This window comes from Pseudomonas syringae pv. tomato str. DC3000 (genome assembly GCF_000007805.1).
In the GTDB taxonomy this organism is placed as follows: domain Bacteria; phylum Pseudomonadota; class Gammaproteobacteria; order Pseudomonadales; family Pseudomonadaceae; genus Aquipseudomonas; species Aquipseudomonas avellanae.
Genome location: NC_004578.1, coordinates 3,211,255 through 3,235,121, shown reverse-complemented (window position 1 = coordinate 3,235,121; position 23,867 = coordinate 3,211,255). Strand labels below are relative to the sequence as shown.

Genomic DNA, 23,867 nt, shown 5'->3' with positions numbered 1-23,867 from the left:
GAATTATCTCGCTTTGAACGCCTGGATGACGCGGCCCATGGCCTCGTTCTGCTCAGGAGTGATTTCTTTGCCCTTGCGGTGGCCGACGTTTTTCTGGGTATGAATGGCAATGCCAGAAATCCAGTCATCGGCGAAAATCACGCTCTGGTCGTCGGCTTGCGCTGCGAGGTGCGGGAAGCGCCCTGGCATTTCCTTTTGATAAAAAGCAAACAGCGGTTGTTTGGCACCCAGCAGGCCCGTTGGCCGCTGACCCGCCGGCTGGGCGGTGTGCCCGAACCAGGCGGCGAAGTCGTTGAGCAGCAGTTGCGCGGTCAGCACTTGGCGCTGCACCAGGTTTTCTTTGCGCACACCGCTCTGGGCGCGCTTGAGCAGCGCGTTGCTGAGCTGCAATGGCAAGTCCAGGCGCTCGGCGCAGACCACCAGTTCCTTGACCAGCAGGGCGATGGCCTCGGCAGGCAGCTCCAACAGGTCCAGCAGGTGCTGGCGACGGCTGAGGTTGCGCAGGTGCGTTGCCCACAGGTCGAAGGCCGCTCGGGCGAAACGGTGTTCGTGGCTCTGGTATTGCGGCGCTACGGCCGGTGCCGCGGGTATTTCCACCGTGGCAGTGGCTGCGATGGCCTCGCCGAATATGTCGTATTCCACTTCAGGCTTGCCGACGGCCTGCACCGGTGCAGTGGCGTCGCTGGCAGGGCTGGCGAAATCACCGTTCAGGTAAAGGTCGCGCAACTGCTGTTCCGGCAACGACATGTAACCGAGCAGTTCGCCAAGCACGTGTTTGCCGTGCGGCGTGGTCGCGAACGGGCGGGCAATCAGGTTGGCGATAACCTTCTTCCTGGCCCGTTCGTCTTCGCCACCGGCTTCGTAGTACTGCTCCAGGCGCGGCAGTAATTGCACCATCAACTCGTCCAGTTGCTCGGCAATACGCTGTAACTTGAAGTCGATGTTGGCAATCGGGCTGAACGCCGAGCTGAAACGAGTCATGCCGCCGTCGTTCAGTGTCAGCATTGCCTGCCAGGCGTCCTGCGGTTCTGCCACATGGCGCTTGACCAGTTCACTGTTGCTGAACGCTTGTTGCAATGCCTGTAACGCAGAGTGCGATGAGTCGTTGTAAGCGCGTTCTTCACCGTCCGCCGCCAACTCGATGAAGCTGGTCTTGAAGCGCGGCTTGCGCACCAGATAGGTGTTTTTGAAAGGCGTGCTGCCCCATTGTTTCATCCAGTCTTCGTTGCCGAATCGCTCGATCATGGTCAGTTTGAGCATGTTGTCGCAACCTTCGGGAAACTGCACAACCTCGCCGTTGAGCGCGCCGCCGATAAAGCCGTCACACATGGTCAACGCCCAGATCAGACCGCTGGCCCGACCATCGCGCTGCTGGGGGCTGGTGCCTTGGGTCTTGTCGATCCAGCTCTTGAGTACCGGACCGACGCTCACCACTTCGCTCTGCTTGAAGGTGCTGGTGCACATCACCAGCGCGTTCATTTCCTGCTCGTTGGTGTAACGCTCAAACAAGTAAGCGACCTTGCCGCGCAGCAACAGCCTGGCGACCGGATTGTTGGCGGTGCCATTGCTGTCGACTTCGCTGGCCTCGTTGATGCTCATCAGCTTCTGCCGGCTGCGGTAGCCCGGGAAGTCGAGCAGATCGACGCTATTGACGATGGCGTTGGCCGGTTCGTTATCCAGGCGAAAAATCAACTCGTTGGTGAGCGCCGCCAGTTCGGCCCGATTCACCGACACGGCAGGGCGCAAAGTGCCTTCACTGGCCGGACGTACCTCGATGGCCGAGTCCGCGCTGCCGCCAAGACGGCTGAGAATGTCGACGTTGATGATGCTTTTGCTTTGTACCAGTTGCCCATCGCGCTCGGTGACCAGCGCGCTGATGGGCGCAAAAACTGTCTCTGCCAGCCCCAGGCGGTGCAGGGCCGAGGCCAGTTGCTCATAGGTTTCGGTCATTTTGCCGATGCCGCCCCACAGCGGCTCGAACAATTGAGCGCGCTCGCGTGCCGACAAGCGCGGCGCCAGTTTGACCACGCAAGGCCAATAACGGGCGTTCAGCGGGCGCATGGCGTTAGCGTAATGGTGCTCCAGGTAATCCCATAGCAGCACCACGTCGTCACTGCTGACGCCAGGTGTCGGAGCGGCTGCCAATTGCCCCTCGAAACGCTGCAAAAGGGCATCGATCTGCGCATCGGTGACTTGGCTGTTCAAGCGCTGATGATCGAAATCCTCAAACCAGGCGTTGGCCAAAATGATGGCGATCTCGACCTCGCGAAACAGACGCAGCTCCACCGGAAAGTGCGGGTCCAGACTTGGCGCGGCGGTGCGGGTGAACCGCGTGACCAGACCGGTGGCCTCCTTACCGCCGCCCACCGGGTTCACGTGCTTGATGAAGTCCAGTTGCTGAGTACCCAGCCGGGTCAGCAACTGGCCTTTCTCGTCCGCCGCCAGAGCGGAAATCAGGTAGCTCTTGCCTGCCTGAGACAAGCCGAAGAAACCGATACCCATGGGTGTCGTCGAGACCCGCCCAAGGCTGCGGGACAGGTTGCGCGCGCGGTGCAAGTCACGGCTGAGGGCGTCGGCCTTGGTGGCGATTTCCTCGACCTTTTCGGCCACATCGGCGACCCAGTCCAGGGCCAGGCCAGCGCCTGTATGAACGGATGTCCAAGCGTGGGCGAGTTGTATCTGTCTGGTGGTCAGAGTAGTCATTTCGGACTCACGCTCCCGCTGTCGAGCCAATAGTTGGAGGCACCACCTTCGGCGCTCAACATGGTGTAGAGCTGTAGTTTCACGTCCTTGCGATCGAAGGACTCACCGGTGTTGCTCTCGATGTTGTCGTCGATCACCAGGGTTTCAGCGATGATCTCCGCATCGCCACGGTCGGCATCTGCGCCATCGACACGAAAACGCAGCAGCAGGCAGGCTTCCTTGCCGTCCTTGGTCGGTTTGCCGACCAGTTTTCGCGTGCCGCGCTCGGTGAGTTCGATCAGATACAAAGGCGCCGCAACCCAGCGCTCGGCGTTGAGCTGTCGATAACCCAGGCGTGTTTTACCCAGCACCCGCAGCTGCGGACCATCGAGCTGCGGCTCGTGCAACTGAAGGAATTCGTTGCCTTGTGCGTCACTTTTGATCACATCGCGATACAGCATGTCGTGGTCGATGACCAGGTTGTTTTCGTCCAGCTTGCCGATATGACGCATGGTCGAATACGGCTTGAGCCGGCCAACGCTGAAATAGAAGTTCGACACCTTGCGCTGCTCGCTGAGCAGGCACAGCATCGCGCCAACCGCTGCGGTGCTCTTGGGGTCGTCAATCTGCCCATTGCGGTGGAAGGGGTACCACCCGCCAGTGCGATAACCGTTCATGGAAACGATGCGCCCCGGTGGCAGGGGCACTTTGCGGCGTATGTAAGCCTGCACGCCTGGCAAGCGCGAAGGGCGACCGGTCAGCAGCAATGCGTCGCACGGATACTGGAAGACCACTTCACACAGCGCGTCGAGGATCTTGCTCAGGTTGATCTGGCCTTTGAGGAAGGCCTGATGAATGGCTGGCAGATCGATACGCAGTACCACCTGACCCAGCTCGAAACCATCGCGACCGCCATCAATGCGTCGCACGCCACCGGCCACGTATTCGCGAATGCGGTCACTGATCGCCTCTTTTTCCAACAGATCAGCAAAACGGTAGTCATGAACAGGGCTTGGCAATTCAGGGTCGTAGGTTTCGTAGTCCTTGAGCAGGCGCAGGCCCAGCGGCACAAACACTTGCAGGTTCAGCTGTTGGCGCAGGATGGCTTCCTGGGCACTGGTGCTTTCGTCGCCGCACAGTCGCGACAGCAGCGAGCGCGGCGAAACCACACCAAAGTCACTGAGCGCTTGCTCCAGAGCGGGTAGTACAAAACGCTGGATAATGTCCAGCAGGATGTCATCGCCGGCCACCTTGAAGCTGTCCCGGAAGCGCTGTTCGGGGATGATCGAAACGTTGCTGCCGCTCGCCTGTTCAGCGCCGCGTTCCAGCGAGTAATCAGTGATGACCAGGTCGGTAGTGCCGCCGCCGATATCGATGCTTGCCAGAGTGATATGTTCGCGATTGGCCTTGTCCGGGCGTGCCAGCGTGTCGAAGAATTCTTGTGCGTGGCCGGCAAAGTTCTCGCGAATTTCGGTGTACAGGTAGACAAGCTGACCGCACGTGGCTTCATCCCACTCCACTTTTATGCGCGGCAACGGCACACGAGGCGCAGGCACGGGCGAATTCAGCCCCTTGGCCTTGCTCGGGTCGAGGTCGCCTTCGTGCCAGCCCATGCATTTCCAGACCAGCGCCAGCGCCTGAAGCAGCCGGTCGTTAAGCAAGCTGCGCTCTACCTGCGGCATCCCCGGCGGTACGGTCAGGATGATGCTGGACAACTGGCGAGGCCGCTGAGTGTGTCCCATGCGAGTGCGTTGCGCCGGGCTGTTGATTTGCAACAGCGCTTGCGTCAGCACCTCGGCGAGCATGAATGTCATCAGCGAGCTGCGCGAGTATTGCGGCGAGAACGCAGGCAGGCGGTCGTCTTCATTCTTGAGCTTGTAGAACGCCTGACCGAGCTTGGTGATCTTGTGCGAGAACGGCGCGGCGGTCGCTTTGGGCTCGCTGTCGGTCTGCACGTAGGAATTGTTGAAGCGCCAGCCGTGGGTGTAGGCGTTTTCGTCCCACAGGTAGCGTTTGGGGCTCGACAGGCCTGTAGAGCCCTCAGTCCCACGCCGACGGCCAGACAAACGCCCGGCTTCGACACCGACCCGGGCAATGGTTGGCCACTGAAACGCATCATGCCGGCCACTCTGGACCGAGAAGTTTTCCTTGCCGAACGAGGCCTGGGCGAACTCCACACGGCTCTCGAACGGCTGGCTGTAGACCCGCTCAGGGTTGACCAGATCGCGAATCTGCAGGATGTAGTTGTGCTTCATCCCGTCGCCTGACTGCCCGTGGTTCTCGATCAGAATGCCGCAGGTGCGCGAGTTGCCCACATCCAGCACCAGGTCCACCTGAATAGGCGGGTCTATCGAGTCTGCGCCATTGGCGGCAAGCTTTATTTCCGGGACGACAACGCGTGCAGGTTCGCTGCTGCGCTGCTCGGGAATAGGCTTGGCCATGAGGCTCAGCAGGTTGAGGTAGTGACCAATGTGGCGCTGCTCGACTAGCTCTTCTTCAACGTCTTCGCTGGGACGATGCCGGTTGCCTTCACGGTAGATTTCCGCCAGCCAGTCCTGCACCCATTTCTGGTCCAGAAACCAGCGGCTCTGGCGCGCGTGGCACGCCAGGCGAAAGGACGAACCGGCATTGATGTCGTCCCGGGTCGGTGCCAGGTATTGCATGCCGGTTGCCGACGCCATCGAGCGCGTGTCGAATGCCAGTGTCAGACGGTGAGTGTTGCCATCAACATCAGGCTGTTCAAGCTCGATCAGACGAACCCGTGCCCAGTTGGTCGGGCCTTCGTCGTAACGCTGTGGCGGCAGAAAACGAAACACCGGCGCGGGCAGCCACAAGCCATCCAGCAGCTTGAAACTGGACTGCATACCCAGCGTGAGGTCTTCGTCGTCGACTTCGCTGACCAGACGCTCCTGAGCCTGCGATTGCGCCAGACGCTCACCGGACTGGTTGGCTGTGCCCACCGGCCCGAAGTGGAAATACTGCTTGGTTTCCTGGTTCTGCAGCAGACGCGAAATGAGCGTATTGCCCATTTTCGCAAAACGTCCTGCAGGCTCGTTACGCAGATCCAGTTTGACGGCGAAGTCCAGGAACTGGATTCCGCTGTCATTGATCAGGTGAACGGTGTCTTCAAATTGCGTCAGTTCTGGCAGCATGGGTACAGCCTTTATTCGCGCCGCATGGACATGGGGAATTGGGTATTGCCATAGTTACCGTTGCAGTCGGCGATGCTCTGGGCACCCGGCTTGCAGGACACCTGAGGCATGTCGTAGCCACTACCGTCAGTGCAGTCGGCCTGTGCCTGACTGTTCAACGCCAGGTTGCCGCCGTTCATGGCCGCGTTGATCGCGCCGGAACAAGACACGCCATCCGGGCGTCGGATGGTGACTTTGCCCTGGCCTTTTTCGAACGCGTACTCAAGCCGTAACGGCCTGGAAGTCTTGGCATCCATGATCCCGGCACCGGCGCGGTAATTACCGTTCAGAAACTCGGCAGGCCCTTCGGCAGCGCCAGGCGGAATGCTCAATGGCGCGCCTGGGGCGCTGGCCTGGGCGGGTTCGGCGCTGGGCGCTGGTGGCTGTGGCGGCACTTGCTTCTCAGGCTGCTCGGCAGGAGCAGGTTCGCTGACTTGCGGCTCAGGCTCGGGCATCGGCGCTGCCGCAGGGGCTTCGACGGGCGCTCCGGAAGAAGGCTCGCCGGTGGATACGTTCGCGGTAGAAGGCAATGGCGCAGCGCTGACCACACTGCTTTCTATCGCCGGGTCTTTCAGCTGAATGTTCTCTGTGGTGACCGGCACAGTGGGTAACGTCACATCCACAACAGGCAAGGTGGCTGTTGGCAAACAGCCTCTCAGCAGACCAAACAGCAGCAGCGCCAGGATCAGCAGCAACGGCAAAAGCCACCAGAAACGCCGCCACCAGGGCCGAGCCGGCTCGGCAACAAACGGCAGCACGGCCGGAGCTTCCGGCACGGGCGTGGTTGGCAGGGGGGAGGGTGCGGGGGTTGCTGCTCGGGGCGTCAGAAAATAAAGCGGATCACGGTGTCGATCACCTTCATTCTGTACAAAGCCCCAAAACGTCAGAATCGGCTGGCTGTAACGCTCGACTGCGCCTTCTGCGTTGGTGCGTGTGGCTTCGACCAGATAAACGTAACTGTCAGCGGGAGCATGCGGAACCAGCCCCAACAGCTTGCCGAAAATAATTTGATCGCTCTGGCCGCCTTTGCTGCCGGCCTGCACCAGCGACGCGCTCATCTCGGCGATAGCCGTCTTGAAATGGTTCAGCTGGGTTCTGGCGACGTCACGCTCGGCCTCAGTCGCCGAACTCCAGGGCACTACATCACCTTGAATCGGGCTGTACCAGTCGATGACGCTGCCTTGCTCGTTGCTTTTCGGCACGGCAAGGAAATTCACCAGGGACGGCGATTTGCGGGTGAGGGCGGCAATCAGTTGCAACGCGGCCTTGTAGACAGGTTGCCCGGTTTCGCCTACAGCGATGAATTCATCGCTTTTGCCAGTACGAAGGAGCGCACCGTGCATACTAAACATTCCCTTGCAATTCAATCCGTTGGCTGACGGTGATACGTCGGCAGGCCGCCACATTAGTGGCAAATTGCCGTTTGTGTCAATTTTTATATGGTGGGTGGGTTGACGGTTTTGGAAGTATCGCTGGGGTGGATCTATAGTTGAATTGCTCATATCAGCCTGGTTACCAGTGCATTTGAACGGCTGCCAAATGCACTGGTTTTGAAATGAAGTTGCCAGTCGAGAGCGTCTTAAGCAATGAAAACGAGGTGCCCATCAAATTTGAAATATCTTGAAACATTCACGCGATACCACGAGTCAATGGAGTAACTCTCTTCAAGGTTTTCCAATGAAAACGCCTCGACCCAACGCACGCCTCAAGACCCTGACTAACCTTCGCAATCTGAAGATGGCGCGCTCAGCGCATGCGTTCGTTCGCGGCAATACCGCGCAGTTCTACGAGTGGCTTCACAGTCAGTCAGGCAGGCGTCTGCCCAGCGGCCCGCCGGTCTGGATTTGCGGGGACTGTCATGCCGGCAATCTGGGGCCAACAGGCGATTCAAAAGGGCGCATAGACATGCACATACGCGACCTTGATCAAGCCGTGATAGGCAATCCTGCTCACGACCTGGTGAGGCTGGGGTTGTCGCTGGCAACGGCTGCTCGCGGCTCGGACCTGCCCGGTGTCACAACGGCACGCATGCTGGAAGAGATGATGCAAGGCTACGAGGAGGCTTTCATGGGCGATGGCGATGAAGAGCCTGAGCGCCCGCTACAAGTAAAAATCGGGATGCGTAGCGCTGTACAACGCACATGGAAGCATCTCGCCAAGGAGCGCTTCGAGGACACTCAACCCAGCATTCCACTGGGCAAGCATTTCTGGGCACTCTCGCGTGCGGAGCGCGAAGCCATCAAAGCGCTCTGCACGACGCCGGAGATTCATGCACTGGTGACATCGATCAAAGGCAGGTCCCATGATGACCATGTGCAGTTACTCGACTCTGCGTATTGGGTAAAGGGATGCAGCTCGCTGGGGCTGCTTCGCTACGCAGTGCTAATGGGCGTCGGTGATGAAGATGATCAAGAGTTCTGCCTGCTGGACATCAAGGAAGCGGTGGCCGCTGCGGCGCCGCGTACTGCCAGAGCGCGTATGCCCAGAGACAATGGCAAACGAGTAATGGAGGGCGCACGGCATCTTTCACCAGGGCTGGGAAGCCGGATGGTGGCCGTACGCATGCTGGATCACTCGTTCTTCATACGCGAGTTGCTCCCTCAGGATATGAAGCTGGAACTTGATGAACTCACCCAGCAGGAGGCCATGCAAGCGGCCGCATACCTCGCGAAAGTCGTCGGTATTGCCCACGCCAGGCAGATGGACCTGGCAACACGCGCGGCGTGGATCCGGGATCTGCAAACGAATCGATCCCAGACCCTGGACGCTCCATCCTGGTTATGGTCGAGCGTCGTTCAACTGGTGGGCAGCCACGAGCAAGGCTATCTGGAACATTGCCGGCGCTATGCGCTGTAGTGCACTCGAGCAGGCGATTATCGGTTGTGGCGCAGAATAGAAAAGTTCAGCGCCGCAGCCACCGAGAGCCACACCAGATAGGGAAACAAAATCAGACCTGTAATGATGTCCAGCTGCAATGCCATCACGATCATTGTGGCGACAACGATCCACAGCAGGGCAAGAATCACCATCGCGGCGGCGATGCGGTTTGCGCCAAAGAATACCGGGGTCCATAAGGTGTTCAGTGCAATTTGAGCGGCCCATAGCGCCAGCACGGTCTGGCTGCCGGGGAGGAGGGTGAGACGATATCCTGCCCAGGCCAAGAGCAGATAGATCGTGGTCCACGCCACCGGAAATGCCCAGTTTGGTGGGGTGAAGGCAGGTTTTTGAAGGGATTCGTACCATGCGCCCGGTTTGAAGATGATGCCGGTTGCGGCGGCGGCGGAGCAGGCTAGAAGGAAGATGAAGAAGGTCATGGGGTTTCCTGGGTTGAAACGCTACAGGGCGTTGGATGAGTGGCGATCTCAAGATTGGACGTCTACGCGCTGGAAAGATCCGATTTTTTGACTGGCGAGCGAGGCCATCGCAGTTGGCTGAAACCGTTGCCCCCCTGCCAAACGGTCAGGCGCTTGTCTGGCGGCTTCCTGAAGCAAATGGTGCATGGGTCGAGGGTCCCGTGTCTCCCTTCGTGCATTTGGATGATCTCGAAATGGTCGCCGATGCGGCCGTGGATTGCGTGTCGAAAGAGTGCAGGCCGGATGGTGGCCCGGTCTACACCATTCAAAACCCGGGAGACGGGAGACGGGAGACGGGAGACGCCATGTTCGGGATTATGAATAAGCTCCAGGCTACGGCCCGGCATGGCTGAACGCGCACGTGCGCATTACTGAGTGCTGCTCATCGGTGCATGAATCAATAAGCCGGTAGTTGAATGCAGAGGCATGAATTAGGTTGGTTGCAACTCTATTCACTCAGCAAGGAGCTACCGATGCGTCAAAGATCAGCCATGCCTGCAATAGGCCTATTGGCCACCATCGTATTCAACGCCCACGCTGACGATGCCCCCTCTGCGCAATCCATGACGATCGTTAGAAATGGCGAGCAGGCATCCATAATCGGGGCACCCACTCATTTCGTGGGCAACGCACGAATAGACCCTCTGTTTGCCGCACAAGCACCATCGAAGGTCTCGGCAGGCTATGTCACCTTCCAGCCAGGGGCGCGATCCAATTGGCATACCCACCCGCTGGGACAAACGTTGGTGGTCACGACGGGTACCGGATGGGTTCAACAACAGGGCGCCGACAAACAGGTCATCAAGCCTGGGGATGTGATATGGACGCCCCCCGGCATCAAGCATTGGCATGGAGCAACGAGCACCACTGGCGTGACCCATATGGCTATTCAAGAGGTGCTTGAGGGCAAAAGTGTCGAGTGGCTTGAGCCTGTCACCGAAGCCCAGTACGGCGCTTCATTATGATTATTCGCACATTTTCAGCAGCAAGCTTAGCGATATGTTTGTCTGCATTCGCCACAGCCAGCGTGGCGATGACCAAGGAAAATTCTCACATGCCAAACTCCGCCGATGTGCGCGCCATTTCACCAGTAATGGCTCACAACACCGACACACTACTCTTTGATGAAGTATGGAAACGCTCAGAGTTGTCTCCCCGCGATCGAAGCTTGGCTACCGTGGCTGTGCTGGTTGCTCGAGGTCAATCAGCAGAGCTGGCCGCTCATGCAGATCTGGCGCTAAAGAATGGTGTGACGCCTTTAGAGTTGTCGGAATTAATCAACCACCTCGCGTTTTACTCGGGTTGGGGGAATGCCACTCAGGCAGCTCCGATCGTCAAGGAAGTCTTTAGCAGGAACGGTATATCACCTGATCAACTGGCTCCGGTATCGCCCGTCCTTCTGCCTGTTGATCAGGCTGCCGAAGATGCCCGCGTAGCGAGTGTCGACAAATCGGTTGGCCCGGTTTCACCTGGGTTAGTGCAGTACACCACCAGCGCGCTGTTCAATGATTTATGGCTGCGACCTGGTCTTGCACCCAGAGACCGTAGCTTGATCACCGTCACGACGTTAGTAGCCAATGGTCAGGTTGCCCAGATCGGCTACCACCTCAATCGTGCGATGGACAATGGTCTGACGCAGACCGAGGCCTCCGAACTGCTGTCACACCTCGCGTTCTACGCTGGCTGGCCTAACGCATTTTCGGCAGTGCCGGTCTTTAGCGATGTTTTCACCAAGCGGCAGGCGAGCTGAATGCGTTATGGAAGTGGCCCTAGAGGTTCAAGTTCGCGGATGAGGTCAATGAGCAGGCGCAGGCCTACAGGAACCTGTCTGAAGCTTGAATAATAGATGTGAAACCCCGGGTCGTAGTGAGTCCAGTCTTCAAGCACTCGCTGCAGTGAGCCTTCCGTAATCTGTCGCTCAACTACAGAGGCGAGAACGTACATCAATCCAGCGCCGCGCATCGCCATCGCGACACCAACGCGTGCTTCATCGATCGTGATGGCTCCGGGAGCGTCAATCTCCATCCGTTGACCGTCTTTCGAGAATTGCCAATGGTAGATGTGCGCATTACCCAGGCGCACGCGTAAACAACGATGTTGGTGCAGATCTTCTGGATGTTTAGGCGTGCCGAATCGCTCAAGGTAAGCCGGCGCGCCAACGACTGCCCAGGCTACATCGGGAGAAAGTCGTTGAGCTATCATGTCTTCGGGAACCGTCCCACCAAAGCGAATGCCTGCATCATGACCGTCGCCGATAATATCGACCATTTTATTGGTCACGGTGAGGTCAACCTCGATGTCCGGATAGCGATCAATAAAAACAGGGAGAACGGGGCCCAGCAGTAGTTTTGCGCCGTCGCTCAAGACGTTCAGGCGGATACGCCCGGCGGGCTCATCGCGTAGCCGGTTGAGGGTCTCCAGCGCTTGGCCTATGTCATTGACCGGAGCGCTGATGAGGCCCTGCAACTCCTCGTCAGCGGCTGTCAGAGTAACGCTTCGGGTGGTGCGATTGAGCAGCCGAACGCCAAGCCGCGTCTCAAGTCCTTTCATGGCATGACTGAGCGCTGAGGCACTGATTCCCACCTCCAGACCTGCCTTTCTGAAGCTTTGATGCCGAGCGATGGCTAGGAAATAAACAATGTCTGCCAAATTCGTGCGGCTTAGCTGCATTTGTTACTCCGAAGCGAAAACAGTTAGTCATGGGGAAAGTCAGCCCAGAGCGGGCAAATGATCAATGAGTTTATCGAGTGTGATCGGGTAATCGCGCACCCTTATGCCGGTGGCGTTATAGACAGCGTTGGCGATTGCTGCGGCTGCTCCGGAAATACCGAGCTCGCCTACGCCTTTAGCTTTAAGAGGCGTCGCATAGGGGTCTACTTCATCCAGAAAAATGACCTCCTGATGAGGAATGTCGGCATGCACCGGCACTTCGTAACTGGCCAGATCGTGATTAACAAAAAAACCTAACCGATGATCCACAATCATTTCTTCCATAAGCGCTGCACCCGCGCCCATCGTCATTCCCCCAATGATCTGACTACGAGCTGTTTTGGGGTTGAGTATTCTGCCTGCTGCGCAGACCGCCAACTGACGGCGAATGCGAATTTCCCCTGTGGCGGCGTTTACGCCAACCTCCACAAAGTGAGCGCCAAAGGTTTGCTGGGCGTACTGCTTTGCCAGGTCGCCGAACTCCATGACGTCCTCGGCCAATAGGTCGCCATCCTTTGTCGCCTCTTCCAATGGCAGGTTTTTCAAACCTTCACGAACGTGCCCACCGATAAATTCCGCTTTTGTTGGATCCAGGCCCAACTTGTCAGCGATGACTTCCCTGAGTTTTACGCAAGCGGCATAAACGCCCGCCGTTGATGAGGCAGCTCCCCATTGGCCACCAGACCCTGAAGACTCCGGAAATCTTGAATCGCCCAAATAGACGTTCACCCTGTCCATTTCAACGCCCAACATTTCAGCAGCAGTCTGGGCAATGATCGTGTAAGAGCCGGTTCCGATGTCTGTCATATCTGTTTCGACGGTGATCAAGCCTTTGCGGTCAAGCCGAACGCGAGCAGCGGATTTCGTTGTAGGTGCGCCTCGAATCGCGGAAGCCATTCCGACTCCGATCCACCAGCCGTCATGCAGTTTCTTGCCGGGAAGGGGATTGCGTTGAGCCCAGCCGAAACGATCAGCTCCCGTGTTCAGACATTCGACCAACTGGCGCTTGGAAAAGGTGCGATCAGGCTGCTCCGGGTCTACCTGGGTGTCGTTGATGACGCGAAACTTCACAGGATCCATACCCAGTTTTTCAGCCATTTCGTCCATGGCAATTTCCAGCGCCATCATGCCTGGCGCTTCACCAGGCGCACGCATTGCGCTGCCTTCGGCAAGATCGAGTTCGGCAAGGTACAAACGGGTCATACGGTTAGCGCCCGCATACAACGTTCGGGTCGAGGCTGTTGCGGCCTCAGTACGACCACCGCGCAGATTGCCTGACCAACTCTCGTGGCCGATGGCTGTTAGTGTGCCGTCCGGATTGGCGCCGAGTCGTATTCTTTGAATCGTCGCAGGCCTGTGCGTCAGGTTGTTAAACATGAGCGGGCGGGGAAGTGCAACTTTGACGGGCCGCCCGGCTGCTCTAGCTGCAAGCGAGGCCAACACGGCGTCACACAGAATCGTGCCTTTGCCGCCAAAGCCGCCACCAATGTAAGGCGAGATCAGATGAATGTTGTCTTTGGGGATGCCCAGTGTCTTGGCAAGATCCCTGACGCCCCAGTTCATTTGCTGAATAGACGTCCATAACGTTAGTTTCTCTCCCTGCCACTGAGCGATGGTCGCGTGGGGCTCCATCATCGCGTGCGCATGATCCGGGGTGGTGTAGTGGCCTTCGAGCGAGAACGCTGCCTTCTTGAACGCGCCGTCGAAATCTCCGATGGCAGTGTGCGGAGGAGGGCCAAATGCCCCCGGCGGCGGGGTTATGGCAGACGCTCGCTGTGCTGCCAGGTCATAAGCGCCAGGCTCTCTGACGTAATAGATGCGAAGCAAAGCCGAGGCGGCTCTGGCTTGTTCGAACGTCTGCGCGACGACGATTGCTACTGCCTGGTGGTAGTGGTCCACCTGAGGGCCGGCAAGTGCGCGATCAACGTAAAATTCACCCCTGTCCAGTTGACCTGCATTCTCATGGGTGACGATTGCGATGACGCCGCTGGCGTGGCGCGCTTCGCTAGAATCGATTGAAGTGATGCGTCCCTTGCTGATTGAAGAACCTACTACATAGCCGTAAGCAGGGGGGCTAACAGTGGCCTGTTGTTCGTAAGCATAGGTTGCAGCGCCGGTTGTTTTCAGTTTGCCTTCAACGCGGTCTTTCGGCTGCCCAATGACCTTCATTTGATCGATGGGATTTGTACTCGCAGGCGAATCAAACTTCATGAAGCTTACTCCTGGTCAGTTGACCGCAGCCGTGCACTACCGGTAATTTCTTGAGAAGACGCGCTGGAAAGAACAAGACCAATCGTCCGTTCTGCAAGTTTGATTTTGAAAGCGTTCTGCGCGGTAGGATTGGCGCCAGCCAGCAAACGTGTCGTTACGGCCGTCGCGCCGTCAGGGAAGTACACTTCGGCATCTTCGCTTCGCCAAGGCTTGTAGGCCACGCCCCCCAAGGCCAACTGCCCCGTTTGGTCGGGCAGCACGATCGCCGCGACAGACAACAGCGCAAATGCGTAGGACGCACGGTCACGAACCTTGTAGTAGATATGCTTGCCGCCTATGGGTTTAGGCAGGGTCACAGCAGTAATCAGTTCCGCGTGACCCAAGGTATTTTCTATGTTTGGAGTGTCGCCGGGAGCCAGGTATAGATCGGCGATTGCAATCGTCCTGACTTGACCGTCTGAGTTGAGTGTTTCTACCTTCGCGTCCAATGCCCGCATTGCCACGGCCATATCGCTCGGATGGCTGGCAATGCAGGCATTGCTGATCCCGATAATCGCTTGTTGCCGGCTGGCGCCACCCATCGCAGAGCAGCCGGCACCTGGGCGCCGCTTGTTGCACGGCTGATGGGTATCGTAAAAGTAGGCGCAGCGTGTGCGTTGCAATAGGTTGCCTGCCGTTGTGGCTTTATTGCGCAGTTGCCCTGACGCTCCGGCAAGCAGTGCTTTGGACAGTACGGCGTAGTCTCGACGAACCTGGGGCGCAGCGGCCAGGTCGGTGTTGCGCACCAGGGCGCCGATTCTTAATCCGCCGTCCTCGGTCGGGGTAATTTTGTCGAGCGCCAGTCCGTTTACATCAATCAGGTGCTGAGGGGTCTCTATTTCCAGCTTCATCAGATCGAGCAAATTGGTACCGCCGGCGATGAATCGGAATCCCGGATTATTGGCGGCAGCGTTCACCGCTTGCAGTACAGATGTCGCCCGTTCGTAAGTGAAGGGTTTCATGCCTCACCTCCGGCCACTTCATGAATGGCATCGACGATATTGGAGTACGCGCCGCATCGGCAGATATTGCCACTCATGCGTTCCCGGATTTCAGCGGCGGTGACGGGGCTCTTGGCGAGCAAGTCGCTACTTATGTGGCTGGGTATGCCGGCCTTTATTTCTTCAAGCATCGCGACTGCCGAGCAAATCTGCCCAGGTGTGCAGTAACCGCATTGATAGCCGTCATGTTTGATGAACGCCGATTGCAGCGGATGCAGATTGTCCGGCGTACCGAGCCCTTCAATGGTGGTGATGCTGTCGCCTTCGTGCATGACTGCAAGCGTAAGGCATGAGTTGATTCGTCTACCTTCTAAGATCACCGTAGCCAAGGGCGCTGGACGGGGATATAGGTAGGCTTACTGATATCTGTGTGCGGATCCTTACCGTAGAAGTCCACCGCGAACCCTGAAGGCACCAGATAGCGCAGAACATCTTCCTGCTCGTCCAAGGGACTTCCACACTGCCCGCAGTCGCCCGGTTGTTGCGCAAAGGTACTCCCGCTTGCGCCGCAATGGGAGCAACGCCACGCATACTTGAAAAGCTGCGCTTCACGCAGGATTTCTTCGGACGCGGGAAGCCTCCAATTGAGTGAGATACCCCGCGACTCATAAACCCAACCGTCCATGACAACTTCGGCGCCAGGTGCATATTCTCTCAGCCCGGTTACACGGTCTCGTGTCGCGAGATCTAGGTAGCGCCCGCGGTTATCTTCGCGCGAGTATTCTCGCGCTTTGTCCGGGGGCTGTCTGATGATGTTGTTAAAGCTGACGATGTCTGTGGGAAAACCGTAACCTGGCAGGAACCGGCGAGTTGCCAGCTCACTCAACAGGTACTCACCGGTGATCCGCTCCAGCTGAGCATTCAGCGCACGCAATGCCGCGCTCTTCTTTTCTGAGCAGCCTTTGAAGTAGCCGAGCTCCTGACTGGCGTTGTTGTAATCCTCCCTCCAGCTCTGCGCGACATCTCGCATTGCGGCTGCGGTGTGGCGAGTTAGCGTTTCAGAGTTCATGTCCACGAGCGGGCTGCGGTGAACCAGCTTCTCAATCCCTTTGATGACAGCCGGCAAAATGCCCGCGGTATTCGTGCACCAAGCTTCGAATCGACCCGCCAGGGAATCGCCACCTTCCTCGATGCAGAAGGGGCCTATAGTCATGCTTTTGAGCTCCTCTCGCCCCAATACTGTCTTGAGCCAGTAAGACAAAAGGTAGGAGTTGACGTGGCGCGCGACCAGATCTGGGCTTCGCAGTGAGACGGCCGGAATGATCATGTTTGTATCGAACGGCCACCGGGGCTTGGCGAACACGTGCTGGTCGTGGGGTGTCTTGCGGCAAATGGTTAACGCAACCGCGCGTCCTTCCCCGCGTCGTCCCGCCCGGCCTGCCCGCTGCAAGTAGTTTGCCGTCTGGGGCGGTACGTTGTTCATCGCGACGGCCGTGATACCGCTGATGTCGATACCCATCTCCATGGTGGTCGAGCAGCTCAACAGATTGATGTGACCTGAACGGAACTGAGTCTCGTAGGACTTGAGCTTGGCTTTGGGTTGTTGGGCAGAGTGCTCCGCAGTACGGAAGTAAGACGCCCCTTCGATAATCCGGTCATGCAAGTCCGACCAAAGACCCTCATCGCGCAGTCCGATCACTTTTGGTTCTGAGTTTAGCCAGGCGCGGGCGTTGAGGATTTTCTCTGAAGCATCCACATCCCCGCCAAACGCCTGAGGGTAGGGTTAGCTCTTCCAAAATGTCTGCATTGATTTCTACAGGGTCGTCACCTTCGGTGACTGGCATATTGAAGCGATCAAACCCCATATCGTTAATTTGCTCCAGCGCGCCATCGAGCATCAGTTCCATGTCGCTGGCGGCTTCCTCCAACTCGGAACGACTCCACTCCGTCCGCGACACCAACAAGCGCAAGAAAGCAGAGTGTTCCAAGTCAAGACCAGGGATGTCAGAGCTGGTTACTTGCTCATCGACACGTCCTGCCTCGATACAAGCAGCACTCTCGGAGGTATTTGCGGGGGCTGAGCTGATAGGCGAATCGCTAAAGTGGTCGTCAGTCTGATCTTCGGTAAACACCTGCGCGAGGAGGGCAGATACGGCTGCTGTCTCCCGTTGCAACTGAGCGATGCGCTCATGATCAAGGGTGAAGCCGCCGTTCGCCGGCTGAGTAGCTCCTTTGACCGCGTTAGCCGGTTGCTGGGCTTCTGGGCCAGCTGCTTTGTTGGATGCCATCGATGAACCGGCCGCAGCACCGTGCAGATCGCTGTATAGCAGTTGGCTGTCTAATTGAAGCGTCTTGTAAACACGCTCAAGTAGCTTCACTTCCGATGGGCTCACCGTCCCATCGGCTTGCGCGAGGTGGGCTAGAAAACTTGCGATGGTGCGCTTGGCGTCGATCGGCAATGGATCGAGTCGCTTCTTCAAACTGGCCAGTGTCGGTGGCTGCTGTAGCTGGATTTGAAGGTGAGCCTTCAGGCGCTTTCGGTGTGCAACGCTCAGATGGCTCCATGAGTCGATGTGGCCAGACAGTAAAGCCACCTCTTCATGCGAAGTGTCGCCATCTGCAGCCGCAACCGCACTCGCCAGATCCAGGGTAACGGATGCGGCGTTGTACGCAGGGGTTGCTCGCAGTGCACCATCCTCTGGTTGCGTGACGAACAGCGCGATCCTGTCCTCGGCTTTTGGGGTGCGGCTACCGGCCAGCACATCAGGCTCCATGCCGATCTGCTTCGACTCAAGAGCACGAGCCAACGCAAGGACTTTGTCCCTCGACAAGGGCCCAGCGCTTTTGAAACGTCCTGCCAACTCGCCAAAGCTCATGATGATCATGTCATCGCCGATCTTGGCTTCCAGGTCATCCAGCTCTGTTCGCGCCGACTGCGGCCACAGCATGACTGGCAGCTGGAGCAGACCTTCCAGGGTATTTGCTGCTTCTGGATTGCGCCCGAGGTATCGGCTGTAGGGCTCCAACTCCGTGGTACAAACCTCGACTAGGAGTTGGATAATCTTGCGAGTTGCCGATGTCGCCATGACATCCGGTAGATCATCAATCGCAGTTGCAGGTACGCGCAGTACCGCGGAAGCTGGACGATAGCTCGCTTTGAGTTTGGTTTTGTTATGGGGAAGTATCAATCCTTTGGGGTGGAAGCTGTCATAGCGCAGTTTGAACAAGCTCGCGAACACGTCACCGCATCGCGTGACTGGCGTGCGCTTACTGATGTTGGGATCTCCCAATGCCCACGCATGCCCCCAGTCAGCGTCCATAGGATGTTTATTGACTGCGTGCTGCCCCAAGGCGATCCGCAGCGGCAATGGCATTTCATAGCCAATTGGAGCTGCTTCAGGCGGCCGACCGAGGTAGAGATTTGGATCAGATGCCGAGCTCCCGATATGACTGAGAAAGCCGTTTGCATACCCTCTGAACGATCGGTTGTCCCCATAAATGGCGAGCAGGCGGTGAACCTCGGTGATAATCGTGGGGATTTCTGCGCTTGCCGTTGAATCGCCCTGGCCGTCAAGCAGCGCCCGGCGTTCTAGCCCATAGAAGAACAAGAAGACGTAGCCAGTATCTGCCTCTGGGTCATTCCGTCCGCCAGCAAGCCACTGCAAGTAGCCACGTCTAGCCTCTGGGGAGATGGAGTGATAGCTGGGCCAGTAGGGCATCAACCTCTCTTGTACGTCGACGTGCGATTTTGCAATCCGCAGCTTCGGGTTGATCAGGGAAGGCTCTTGCGCGTCGTAGCTACCGAGAACGTCGCCCACATATAGTAATCCGCCGGGGATGCTGAACTCGGCAACGGTCACCGTTTCTCCAGCGGGTATCCATTTTGCGTTGGGGCGTCGAGAAACTGGTTCCGGGATTCGGAACTCAGGAAGAGAGGCCACCTCTACCTGCACGCTATAAAATTCGGGCTCTACTTGCGTTGTTTTGTGGGGAGCGGCGACTTCTGAAAGCGAAAACGACAGCGCATTCTCTCTGCGATCTGTTTGCGAAACCTTCTTGGTAATTTTCTGCTTCGGAGCTTGGTAGGCCTGTTGCGATGCTTGGCGTGCTTTTCTTTTAGCAGCTAGCCAGCCGATTCCACCGACGATCGCTACGACCCCGGCAACAATGCCGATTGCTATCCAGGCGCTCTTAGGAACGGAGGCGATTGCACCTCCAACCAACACGAGACCGAACAGAATACCGTTGCCGGCGGCGTTACCCGACTTCTTCCTTGCCATTTACTATCTACCCTGAAGTTTTACATGCTGGCTGAATGTCAGTATCCGATAATTTTCCCTGTAAAACCACGACAGGCCCGTGCATTCAGTCGGAAGCTCTCAGAGATCGGGACGTATAACATTTGACGTGGCTGATGCACGCGATCGGGCACCAGACGAAATCAGGGTTAGGTGGGGAGGGCGGTGAAGGCTTGCACCGATTCGCGCGACTCGTTGAGGATCAAGCCCTTATTGCAGAGTGCCGGCTCAGCAGATGAAGTCAACTGTCATCACGGCCGTGTCGAAAATGAACGCCGTCCCTTCACCATCACGGCCAGATGGTCGTCGTAAACCAAAGGCACCTTCGTAGACGAAATTGTCGCAGCCTGCCACGCAGGGACTCTGATTTTTCGCTTCACCAAAGCCGTGAACGTTAAGGCCTTGTTCGCGAAACCGTGAAATCAGTCGAGAAAAAAACACTGATTGTAAGTCTAAGCAAGCGGGTTGACCGTTTTCAACTGAACGGCAACTGAGCGACTTGGTTAGCTGGGGTAGCAAGTCGCGGAAGCCAAGCCAGCGCAGCGTGCCTGAATCGTCACGATGGAATTCGTCGTAAAGACTCATAACAGAGTTGGTGCCATAGCGGTGTTAACGAGCTGGTGCATTGGGTCGCAAAGTTCACCTATGGAACCACAAGCTCCGGACGGTCAGCCAGTGCTTCACAAGAAGCCTAAGTGGAAATAGCTGGTGGCTTTGTACAAGATGTAGAATCTGACTTTCAAACTTGATAAATCAGTAATCAGAGCATCAAAAACCTCCTAAGCCAGGAGGTAGGTTACAGAACTCATTGAGTTGGTTGGGCTCGGGTCATTGGAAGAAAACCACGGTTGTTACCTGCTGCTGACAGTGCCCGGTTCTTATTGTAGGTTTTGACGTGATAAAAATAACTTGAAGCTATATGTTAATAAAGAAGTATGTACGCTGATGCCTAACACCTTACGCCATGTCATGCCTTAGCACTTCCCTGACTTGGTTACTGAGCTATAGAAAAATAGACCAGAACCAAACGCCGGTATCTGGTTTCAATGCAAATAAGCGGTTACCTCTAACCTCTGTCGCGCATGCCTACGCCACGCACTGAACGGCTTCGCTCTTGGTCATGCGAGTGGTAGTAGACATTCTGAGTTGTGCTGAGACTGCTATGGCGCAAGTCCATCTGCAAGTCCTTTGGACTTCTCAGCGGGGCGTCAAACGTCGCAGAGGTATGTCTGAGCCAGTGCGCGGAAGCCGCCCGCAGGCTGTTCATCTCATGCTCTTCGCGCTCCTCATGGCGCATTCGCGCTAGGGCATTATCGAACACTGATTGGAGGAGGGCACGTACCTGTCGCCCCGACAACCCTGAACGACCTCGGATAGTCATAAGCAGGGGAGTCTGATCATTCCAACCGGGCAGTGCAGGCAACCCAATAAACCTACGGTACCTCGTCAGGTACTTAGAAATGTACTCGTCCCTGACCGCAACCTTCCCGGCTTTGTTGCCTTTGCCGACCACGTGGTACCACCAGTTGCCATCCGGATCTAGCCGGAAGTTCCCCATCACTGGGCGCCAATTCGGCCTGCCGACGATGTCAGATACCCGCAGGTACATCGCGAACAGGGTCGCCACAATGAAAAGGGTGCGCTCATGCCGTTCGGGTTCCTCAAGCGCCATTCGCTCCGCAGTCTCAAGCACGTAGTCCCACTGCAAAGGAGTCAGAGCGCGATTTGTCCCTTCCTCTTGAGGGGTGCCACGGCTGAGGCTTTTCTTCTTGATCATCCTGAACGGGTTGGCTGCGACCGTACCGTCCTCGACCATGTATTCAAAGAAACGGCTGCAGATTGTGTAAATCTGATTGAGGGTGCTTGGCGAGGCCTTGTATTGCATCGCGGCATCCTGATCCACGCTAAGCTCAAGATCCCGGGGGTGATTGTTTAAAGGCGCTTTCAGCTCGCCCGAAAAAACCTTCGCACGTTTTAGGCTGAATGGTCTCCATTTTGGGTTCGGAATGACCGGTTCACCCCGCGTCGACTCGGTATGGTCGCTGGTGACGAAACGACCACGCACAATGGTGCCGATCCACTCAGCAGGCGGGTTACGGCAAAATTCAAGGTAGTCTTCAGCATCCTGGCGCTTGAGCTGTGAGAACGGCTTTTTCTTTATGATTAGTGCCCATAAAAGCAAGCGCTCGACATGCGTCCTATATGAAGTAAATGTCAGGTTATTGTCTGAAAACGCTCGAAGAAAATCTCGCGCCGTGAGGTAGCCCTTATGTGCCTTAACTGAGCGCGGAAAATTACCAATATAGTCACGAACACAAACCATACTGGATTCGCGCAAACTAAAGTCCGTATCAATGAAGATCTCGTAGGTCTCAAAAATAGGCATTGGTTGCGTAGACATTTTGGTGCGTTACCGTGTGACTTGGCGGTGATTAGAAACTTCCAGTAATGGAAGTAACTGGAAGTTAGGGCAGGGTAGCTGCTCGCTTGCTTGCATTTTGGTTTTTTGCATTGTGATTCTCTGCATTTTGATCGTGTGCATTTCGTGCATCCCCCCGGCGATGCCCGATGGTAGCCTCCAGCTGGCGCTGTTGCAACTACCTCTACTCGGTATTAAAAGTTTAGCGACAAGCTTGACAAAGGCTTGCGGCATAAACCAATAGAAGCGCGCTATGGTTTTCCACCTATTTCGTCGATTCGCATTTTTATGAGAGGTGCGTAGGTGTTAGTTGCTTTAATCGTATATTGCCAAGGTGTTCTTCTGGGATTTCTTCGTGTGGTCGGCTGGTGGCTTTATCACCCTTAATAAGGATATTGCCAATTAATGCCAATGCTTGGGTTTTAGTATTTTGGGTTTCTGGGTTTCTGGGTTTCTGAGTTTCTGGTTTTGGCTTGTTGGTTTCAGGGATCTGGATTGGAGTTTGTTGAAAGGCTTTGTGGTTGATGGCTATTGGATCTCTGATAAGCCGAATTGCAATTGTTTGGTAATTCGCGATTTGGGGCGTGGCGTTCTGGGACACATGGGCTGCTCAGGGGAAAAGCTCCCCAACGCCTCAACGGCAACGGGGAATGTGAGATTTTTTGTGTCGGGCCGGTAACGGTGCGCTGGCACAAAACCTTGATTTGAAGCAGGCAGTCATCGCGTCGACCGGGCGAGCACCCTGACGCTCAGCAAGCAACCCGCGCCATTACCTTGGAGAGAATTGAAAGCGCACGCAGAGTGAGCTGAGTGACACTGCGGTTTTTCCATTTAAATCTTTGGATGGAAAAACCCTCTGGAATGTCCACTCGTTTCTTTGAAAATCCTATGGTGCCGGGTTTTGTACCGTGTTGGGGCAGTATGGTAGAACCGAATTAGAGACTGTTAGCCTGGCCAGGGCTAGGGATTACGGGGGCTTCAAGGTGTTGGCGGTTCTCAGCAGCCTCGGTTTACGGGTTTCTATCGATATTGGTTTGGGCGTCATACCACCCGCAGCAAGGCTGTGTTTTCGTGGATTTTCCACTGGTTTCGTCTTGGGAAACGATGGTGCGGAATGTCCACTCAATTCCTCAAAAAGCCCTGGAGCCCTTGTTCTGTAAGAGGTTCGAGGTGGTCGACAATGTATCCCCTGAAATATGACTCCACTGATTTCTCCTTAGGCGTGGAGCTGTTCCGTTTAGACGTAGATTTTTAAAATCTATACAGATCAATGACTTATGGATTTATGAATCGGAGAGGTTTCCACTCATATCGTCAAAAAGCTGCGTCGAACTGGGATGCCTAGTGAACTAGAGCCCAATAGAATCAAGGGGTTGGGAAGATAAAGAAGGGCTTTCCACTCAAATCCCGATTGGCGCACTGATTTCTTGATCATCGAAGACGATGATCACGTTCTCCCGCAGTTACGAACGGATACAATTTAACATAATATACATTATGCGTAACAAGGTATTACCAATTCAGAGCGTACCCCAGACGAATTGTGAGGATTTTTAAAAAATTAGGATATTGAGCGATAAAATTATAATCCTTTAGAATCAGTCAGTTATCCGCGCTTCCGTGCGCCGGGCTGGAGCAATCACCATCCAACGCGCCAATATGCCAACCAAAAATCCCCTTATTTATCAATATCGTAGGTTCAAAAACATTTAAAAATTAGACAACGCTCATTTTAAGAGAAAAACTTTAAAAAATTAGACAGTTCCTATTGCATTTAATGCAGCGTGCTCGACAAGGCCAAACGCAAGAGCGGGTACTGCTGTCACCAGTCATTCAAGCAGCAAGCCTTTGATTCATATGGATAAATACAGCTTGCGGAAAAAAGCATATTCCCGATTTGATCGTTAATCGCCGGAATCCTGTGCTCGAGTGTCGTTGAATTCCCTGCTGCAGAGCTTTTCCGCCGATTAACAATCACAAGCCCTCGTGAACTCCAGCGTTTAATGATCATGGCGTTTCACCAT

Annotated in this window: 16 protein-coding genes and 1 pseudogene; 4 read left to right on the top strand and 13 right to left on the bottom strand. The window is 56.2% G+C overall.

The window, feature by feature from the left end:
* Positions 1–3: 3 nt before the first annotated feature.
* The 3 genes from PSPTO_RS14865 to PSPTO_RS14855 are packed head-to-tail and all read right to left on the bottom strand — an operon-like array spanning position 4 to position 7,216.
* Positions 4–2,703, bottom strand: coding sequence for a putative virulence factor (locus PSPTO_RS14865; RefSeq protein WP_005771455.1), 2,700 nt, complete (start codon positions 2,701–2,703; stop codon positions 4–6).
* Positions 2,700–5,834 (bottom strand): virulence factor SrfB, encoded by a 3,135-nt coding sequence (locus PSPTO_RS14860; RefSeq protein WP_011104248.1) that lies wholly within the window; start codon positions 5,832–5,834, stop codon positions 2,700–2,702. Before PSPTO_RS14860 ends, PSPTO_RS14865 begins: the two co-directional genes overlap by 4 nt.
* Positions 5,835–5,845: 11 nt before the next feature.
* A complete protein-coding gene (locus tag PSPTO_RS14855; protein ID WP_005771451.1) occupies positions 5,846–7,216 on the bottom strand; it encodes an SrfA family protein in 1,371 nt (456 codons plus the stop codon).
* A gap of 334 nt (positions 7,217–7,550) precedes the next feature.
* On the opposite strand from PSPTO_RS14855, the gene PSPTO_RS14850 reads away from it, so the two are divergent.
* Entirely contained in the window at positions 7,551–8,729 is a 1,179-nt protein-coding gene (locus PSPTO_RS14850) for a DUF2252 domain-containing protein (protein ID WP_011104245.1), read from the top strand.
* A gap of 17 nt (positions 8,730–8,746) precedes the next feature.
* On the opposite strand, the gene PSPTO_RS14845 is transcribed toward PSPTO_RS14850, so the two are convergent.
* Positions 8,747–9,187: a tryptophan-rich sensory protein TspO gene (locus PSPTO_RS14845; protein ID WP_005740210.1), complete on the bottom strand. Its 441-nt coding sequence runs from the start codon at positions 9,185–9,187 to the stop codon at positions 8,747–8,749.
* Between the two features lie 35 nt (positions 9,188–9,222).
* On the opposite strand from PSPTO_RS14845, the gene PSPTO_RS14840 reads away from it, so the two are divergent.
* From PSPTO_RS14840 to PSPTO_RS14830, 3 genes are all read left to right on the top strand, one after another.
* Positions 9,223–9,579 (top strand): hypothetical protein, encoded by a 357-nt coding sequence (locus PSPTO_RS14840; protein WP_046463359.1) that lies wholly within the window; start codon positions 9,223–9,225, stop codon positions 9,577–9,579.
* A 120-nt stretch (positions 9,580–9,699) separates the two neighbouring features.
* Positions 9,700–10,191 carry a (R)-mandelonitrile lyase gene (locus PSPTO_RS14835; RefSeq protein ID WP_024667893.1) on the top strand — a complete coding sequence of 164 codons (492 nt, stop codon included), beginning with the start codon at positions 9,700–9,702 and terminating at the stop codon, positions 10,189–10,191.
* A complete protein-coding gene (locus PSPTO_RS14830; protein ID WP_011104243.1) occupies positions 10,188–10,976 on the top strand; it encodes a carboxymuconolactone decarboxylase family protein in 789 nt (262 codons plus the stop codon). The genes PSPTO_RS14835 and PSPTO_RS14830 overlap by 4 nt, the downstream gene beginning before the upstream one ends.
* 5 nt (positions 10,977–10,981) lie before the next feature.
* Here the strand turns inward: PSPTO_RS14830 and PSPTO_RS14825 are convergent, their stop codons facing one another.
* The 9 genes and pseudogenes from PSPTO_RS14825 to PSPTO_RS14785 form a co-directional block, all read right to left on the bottom strand.
* The gene (locus tag PSPTO_RS14825; RefSeq protein WP_011104242.1) at positions 10,982–11,896 is read right to left on the bottom strand and encodes a LysR family transcriptional regulator; all 915 of its coding nucleotides are present in this window, start codon (positions 11,894–11,896) and stop codon (positions 10,982–10,984) included.
* A 39-nt stretch (positions 11,897–11,935) separates the two neighbouring features.
* A complete protein-coding gene (paoC, locus tag PSPTO_RS14820; protein ID WP_011104241.1) occupies positions 11,936–14,146 on the bottom strand; it encodes an aldehyde oxidoreductase molybdenum-binding subunit PaoC in 2,211 nt (736 codons plus the stop codon).
* Positions 14,147–14,151: 5 nt separating this feature from the next.
* Complete coding sequence (locus PSPTO_RS14815; RefSeq protein WP_010218671.1) at positions 14,152–15,147, bottom strand: FAD binding domain-containing protein; 996 nt, start codon at positions 15,145–15,147, stop codon at positions 14,152–14,154.
* Positions 15,144–15,509 (bottom strand): annotated as a pseudogene (locus PSPTO_RS14810) (2Fe-2S iron-sulfur cluster-binding protein); the annotation flags it as partial. The pseudogene PSPTO_RS14810 and the gene PSPTO_RS14815, both read right to left, overlap by 4 nt.
* A complete protein-coding gene (locus PSPTO_RS14805; RefSeq protein WP_057443257.1) occupies positions 15,503–16,825 on the bottom strand; it encodes a helicase C-terminal domain-containing protein in 1,323 nt (440 codons plus the stop codon). The gene PSPTO_RS14805 and the pseudogene PSPTO_RS14810, both read right to left, overlap by 7 nt.
* Complete coding sequence (locus tag PSPTO_RS14800) at positions 16,806–19,406, bottom strand: TerB N-terminal domain-containing protein (protein WP_011104238.1); 2,601 nt, start codon at positions 19,404–19,406, stop codon at positions 16,806–16,808. The genes PSPTO_RS14805 and PSPTO_RS14800 overlap by 20 nt, the downstream gene beginning before the upstream one ends.
* Before the next feature lie 246 nt (positions 19,407–19,652).
* Entirely contained in the window at positions 19,653–20,009 is a 357-nt protein-coding gene (locus PSPTO_RS14795; RefSeq protein ID WP_011104237.1) for a hypothetical protein, read from the bottom strand.
* A 481-nt stretch (positions 20,010–20,490) separates the two neighbouring features.
* Positions 20,491–21,825 (bottom strand): tyrosine-type recombinase/integrase, encoded by a 1,335-nt coding sequence (locus tag PSPTO_RS14790; protein ID WP_011104236.1) that lies wholly within the window; start codon positions 21,823–21,825, stop codon positions 20,491–20,493.
* 304 nt (positions 21,826–22,129) lie between these two features.
* Positions 22,130–22,444 (bottom strand): hypothetical protein, encoded by a 315-nt coding sequence (locus PSPTO_RS14785; protein WP_149032215.1) that lies wholly within the window; start codon positions 22,442–22,444, stop codon positions 22,130–22,132.
* Between the last annotated feature and the right edge of the window lie 1,423 nt (positions 22,445–23,867).

Excerpts from the sequence above, each read along its gene's own strand:
- PSPTO_RS14865 (WP_005771455.1), bottom strand. The coding sequence starts at position 2,703 with ATGACTACTCTGACCACCAGACAGATACAACTCGCCCACGCTTGGACA.
- PSPTO_RS14860 (WP_011104248.1), bottom strand. The coding sequence starts at position 5,834 with ATGCTGCCAGAACTGACGCAATTTGAAGACACCGTTCACCTGATCAAT.
- PSPTO_RS14855 (WP_005771451.1), bottom strand. The coding sequence starts at position 7,216 with ATGCACGGTGCGCTCCTTCGTACTGGCAAAAGCGATGAATTCATCGCT.
- PSPTO_RS14850 (WP_011104245.1), top strand. The coding sequence starts at position 7,551 with ATGAAAACGCCTCGACCCAACGCACGCCTCAAGACCCTGACTAACCTT.
- PSPTO_RS14845 (WP_005740210.1), bottom strand. The coding sequence starts at position 9,187 with ATGACCTTCTTCATCTTCCTTCTAGCCTGCTCCGCCGCCGCCGCAACC.
- PSPTO_RS14840 (WP_046463359.1), top strand. The coding sequence starts at position 9,223 with ATGAGTGGCGATCTCAAGATTGGACGTCTACGCGCTGGAAAGATCCGA.
- PSPTO_RS14835 (WP_024667893.1), top strand. The coding sequence starts at position 9,700 with ATGCGTCAAAGATCAGCCATGCCTGCAATAGGCCTATTGGCCACCATC.
- PSPTO_RS14830 (WP_011104243.1), top strand. The coding sequence starts at position 10,188 with ATGATTATTCGCACATTTTCAGCAGCAAGCTTAGCGATATGTTTGTCT.
- PSPTO_RS14825 (WP_011104242.1), bottom strand. The coding sequence starts at position 11,896 with ATGCAGCTAAGCCGCACGAATTTGGCAGACATTGTTTATTTCCTAGCC.
- paoC (WP_011104241.1), bottom strand. The coding sequence starts at position 14,146 with ATGAAGTTTGATTCGCCTGCGAGTACAAATCCCATCGATCAAATGAAG.
- PSPTO_RS14815 (WP_010218671.1), bottom strand. The coding sequence starts at position 15,147 with ATGAAACCCTTCACTTACGAACGGGCGACATCTGTACTGCAAGCGGTG.
- PSPTO_RS14800 (WP_011104238.1), bottom strand. The coding sequence starts at position 19,406 with ATGGCAAGGAAGAAGTCGGGTAACGCCGCCGGCAACGGTATTCTGTTC.
- PSPTO_RS14795 (WP_011104237.1), bottom strand. The coding sequence starts at position 20,009 with ATGAGTCTTTACGACGAATTCCATCGTGACGATTCAGGCACGCTGCGC.
- PSPTO_RS14790 (WP_011104236.1), bottom strand. The coding sequence starts at position 21,825 with ATGTCTACGCAACCAATGCCTATTTTTGAGACCTACGAGATCTTCATT.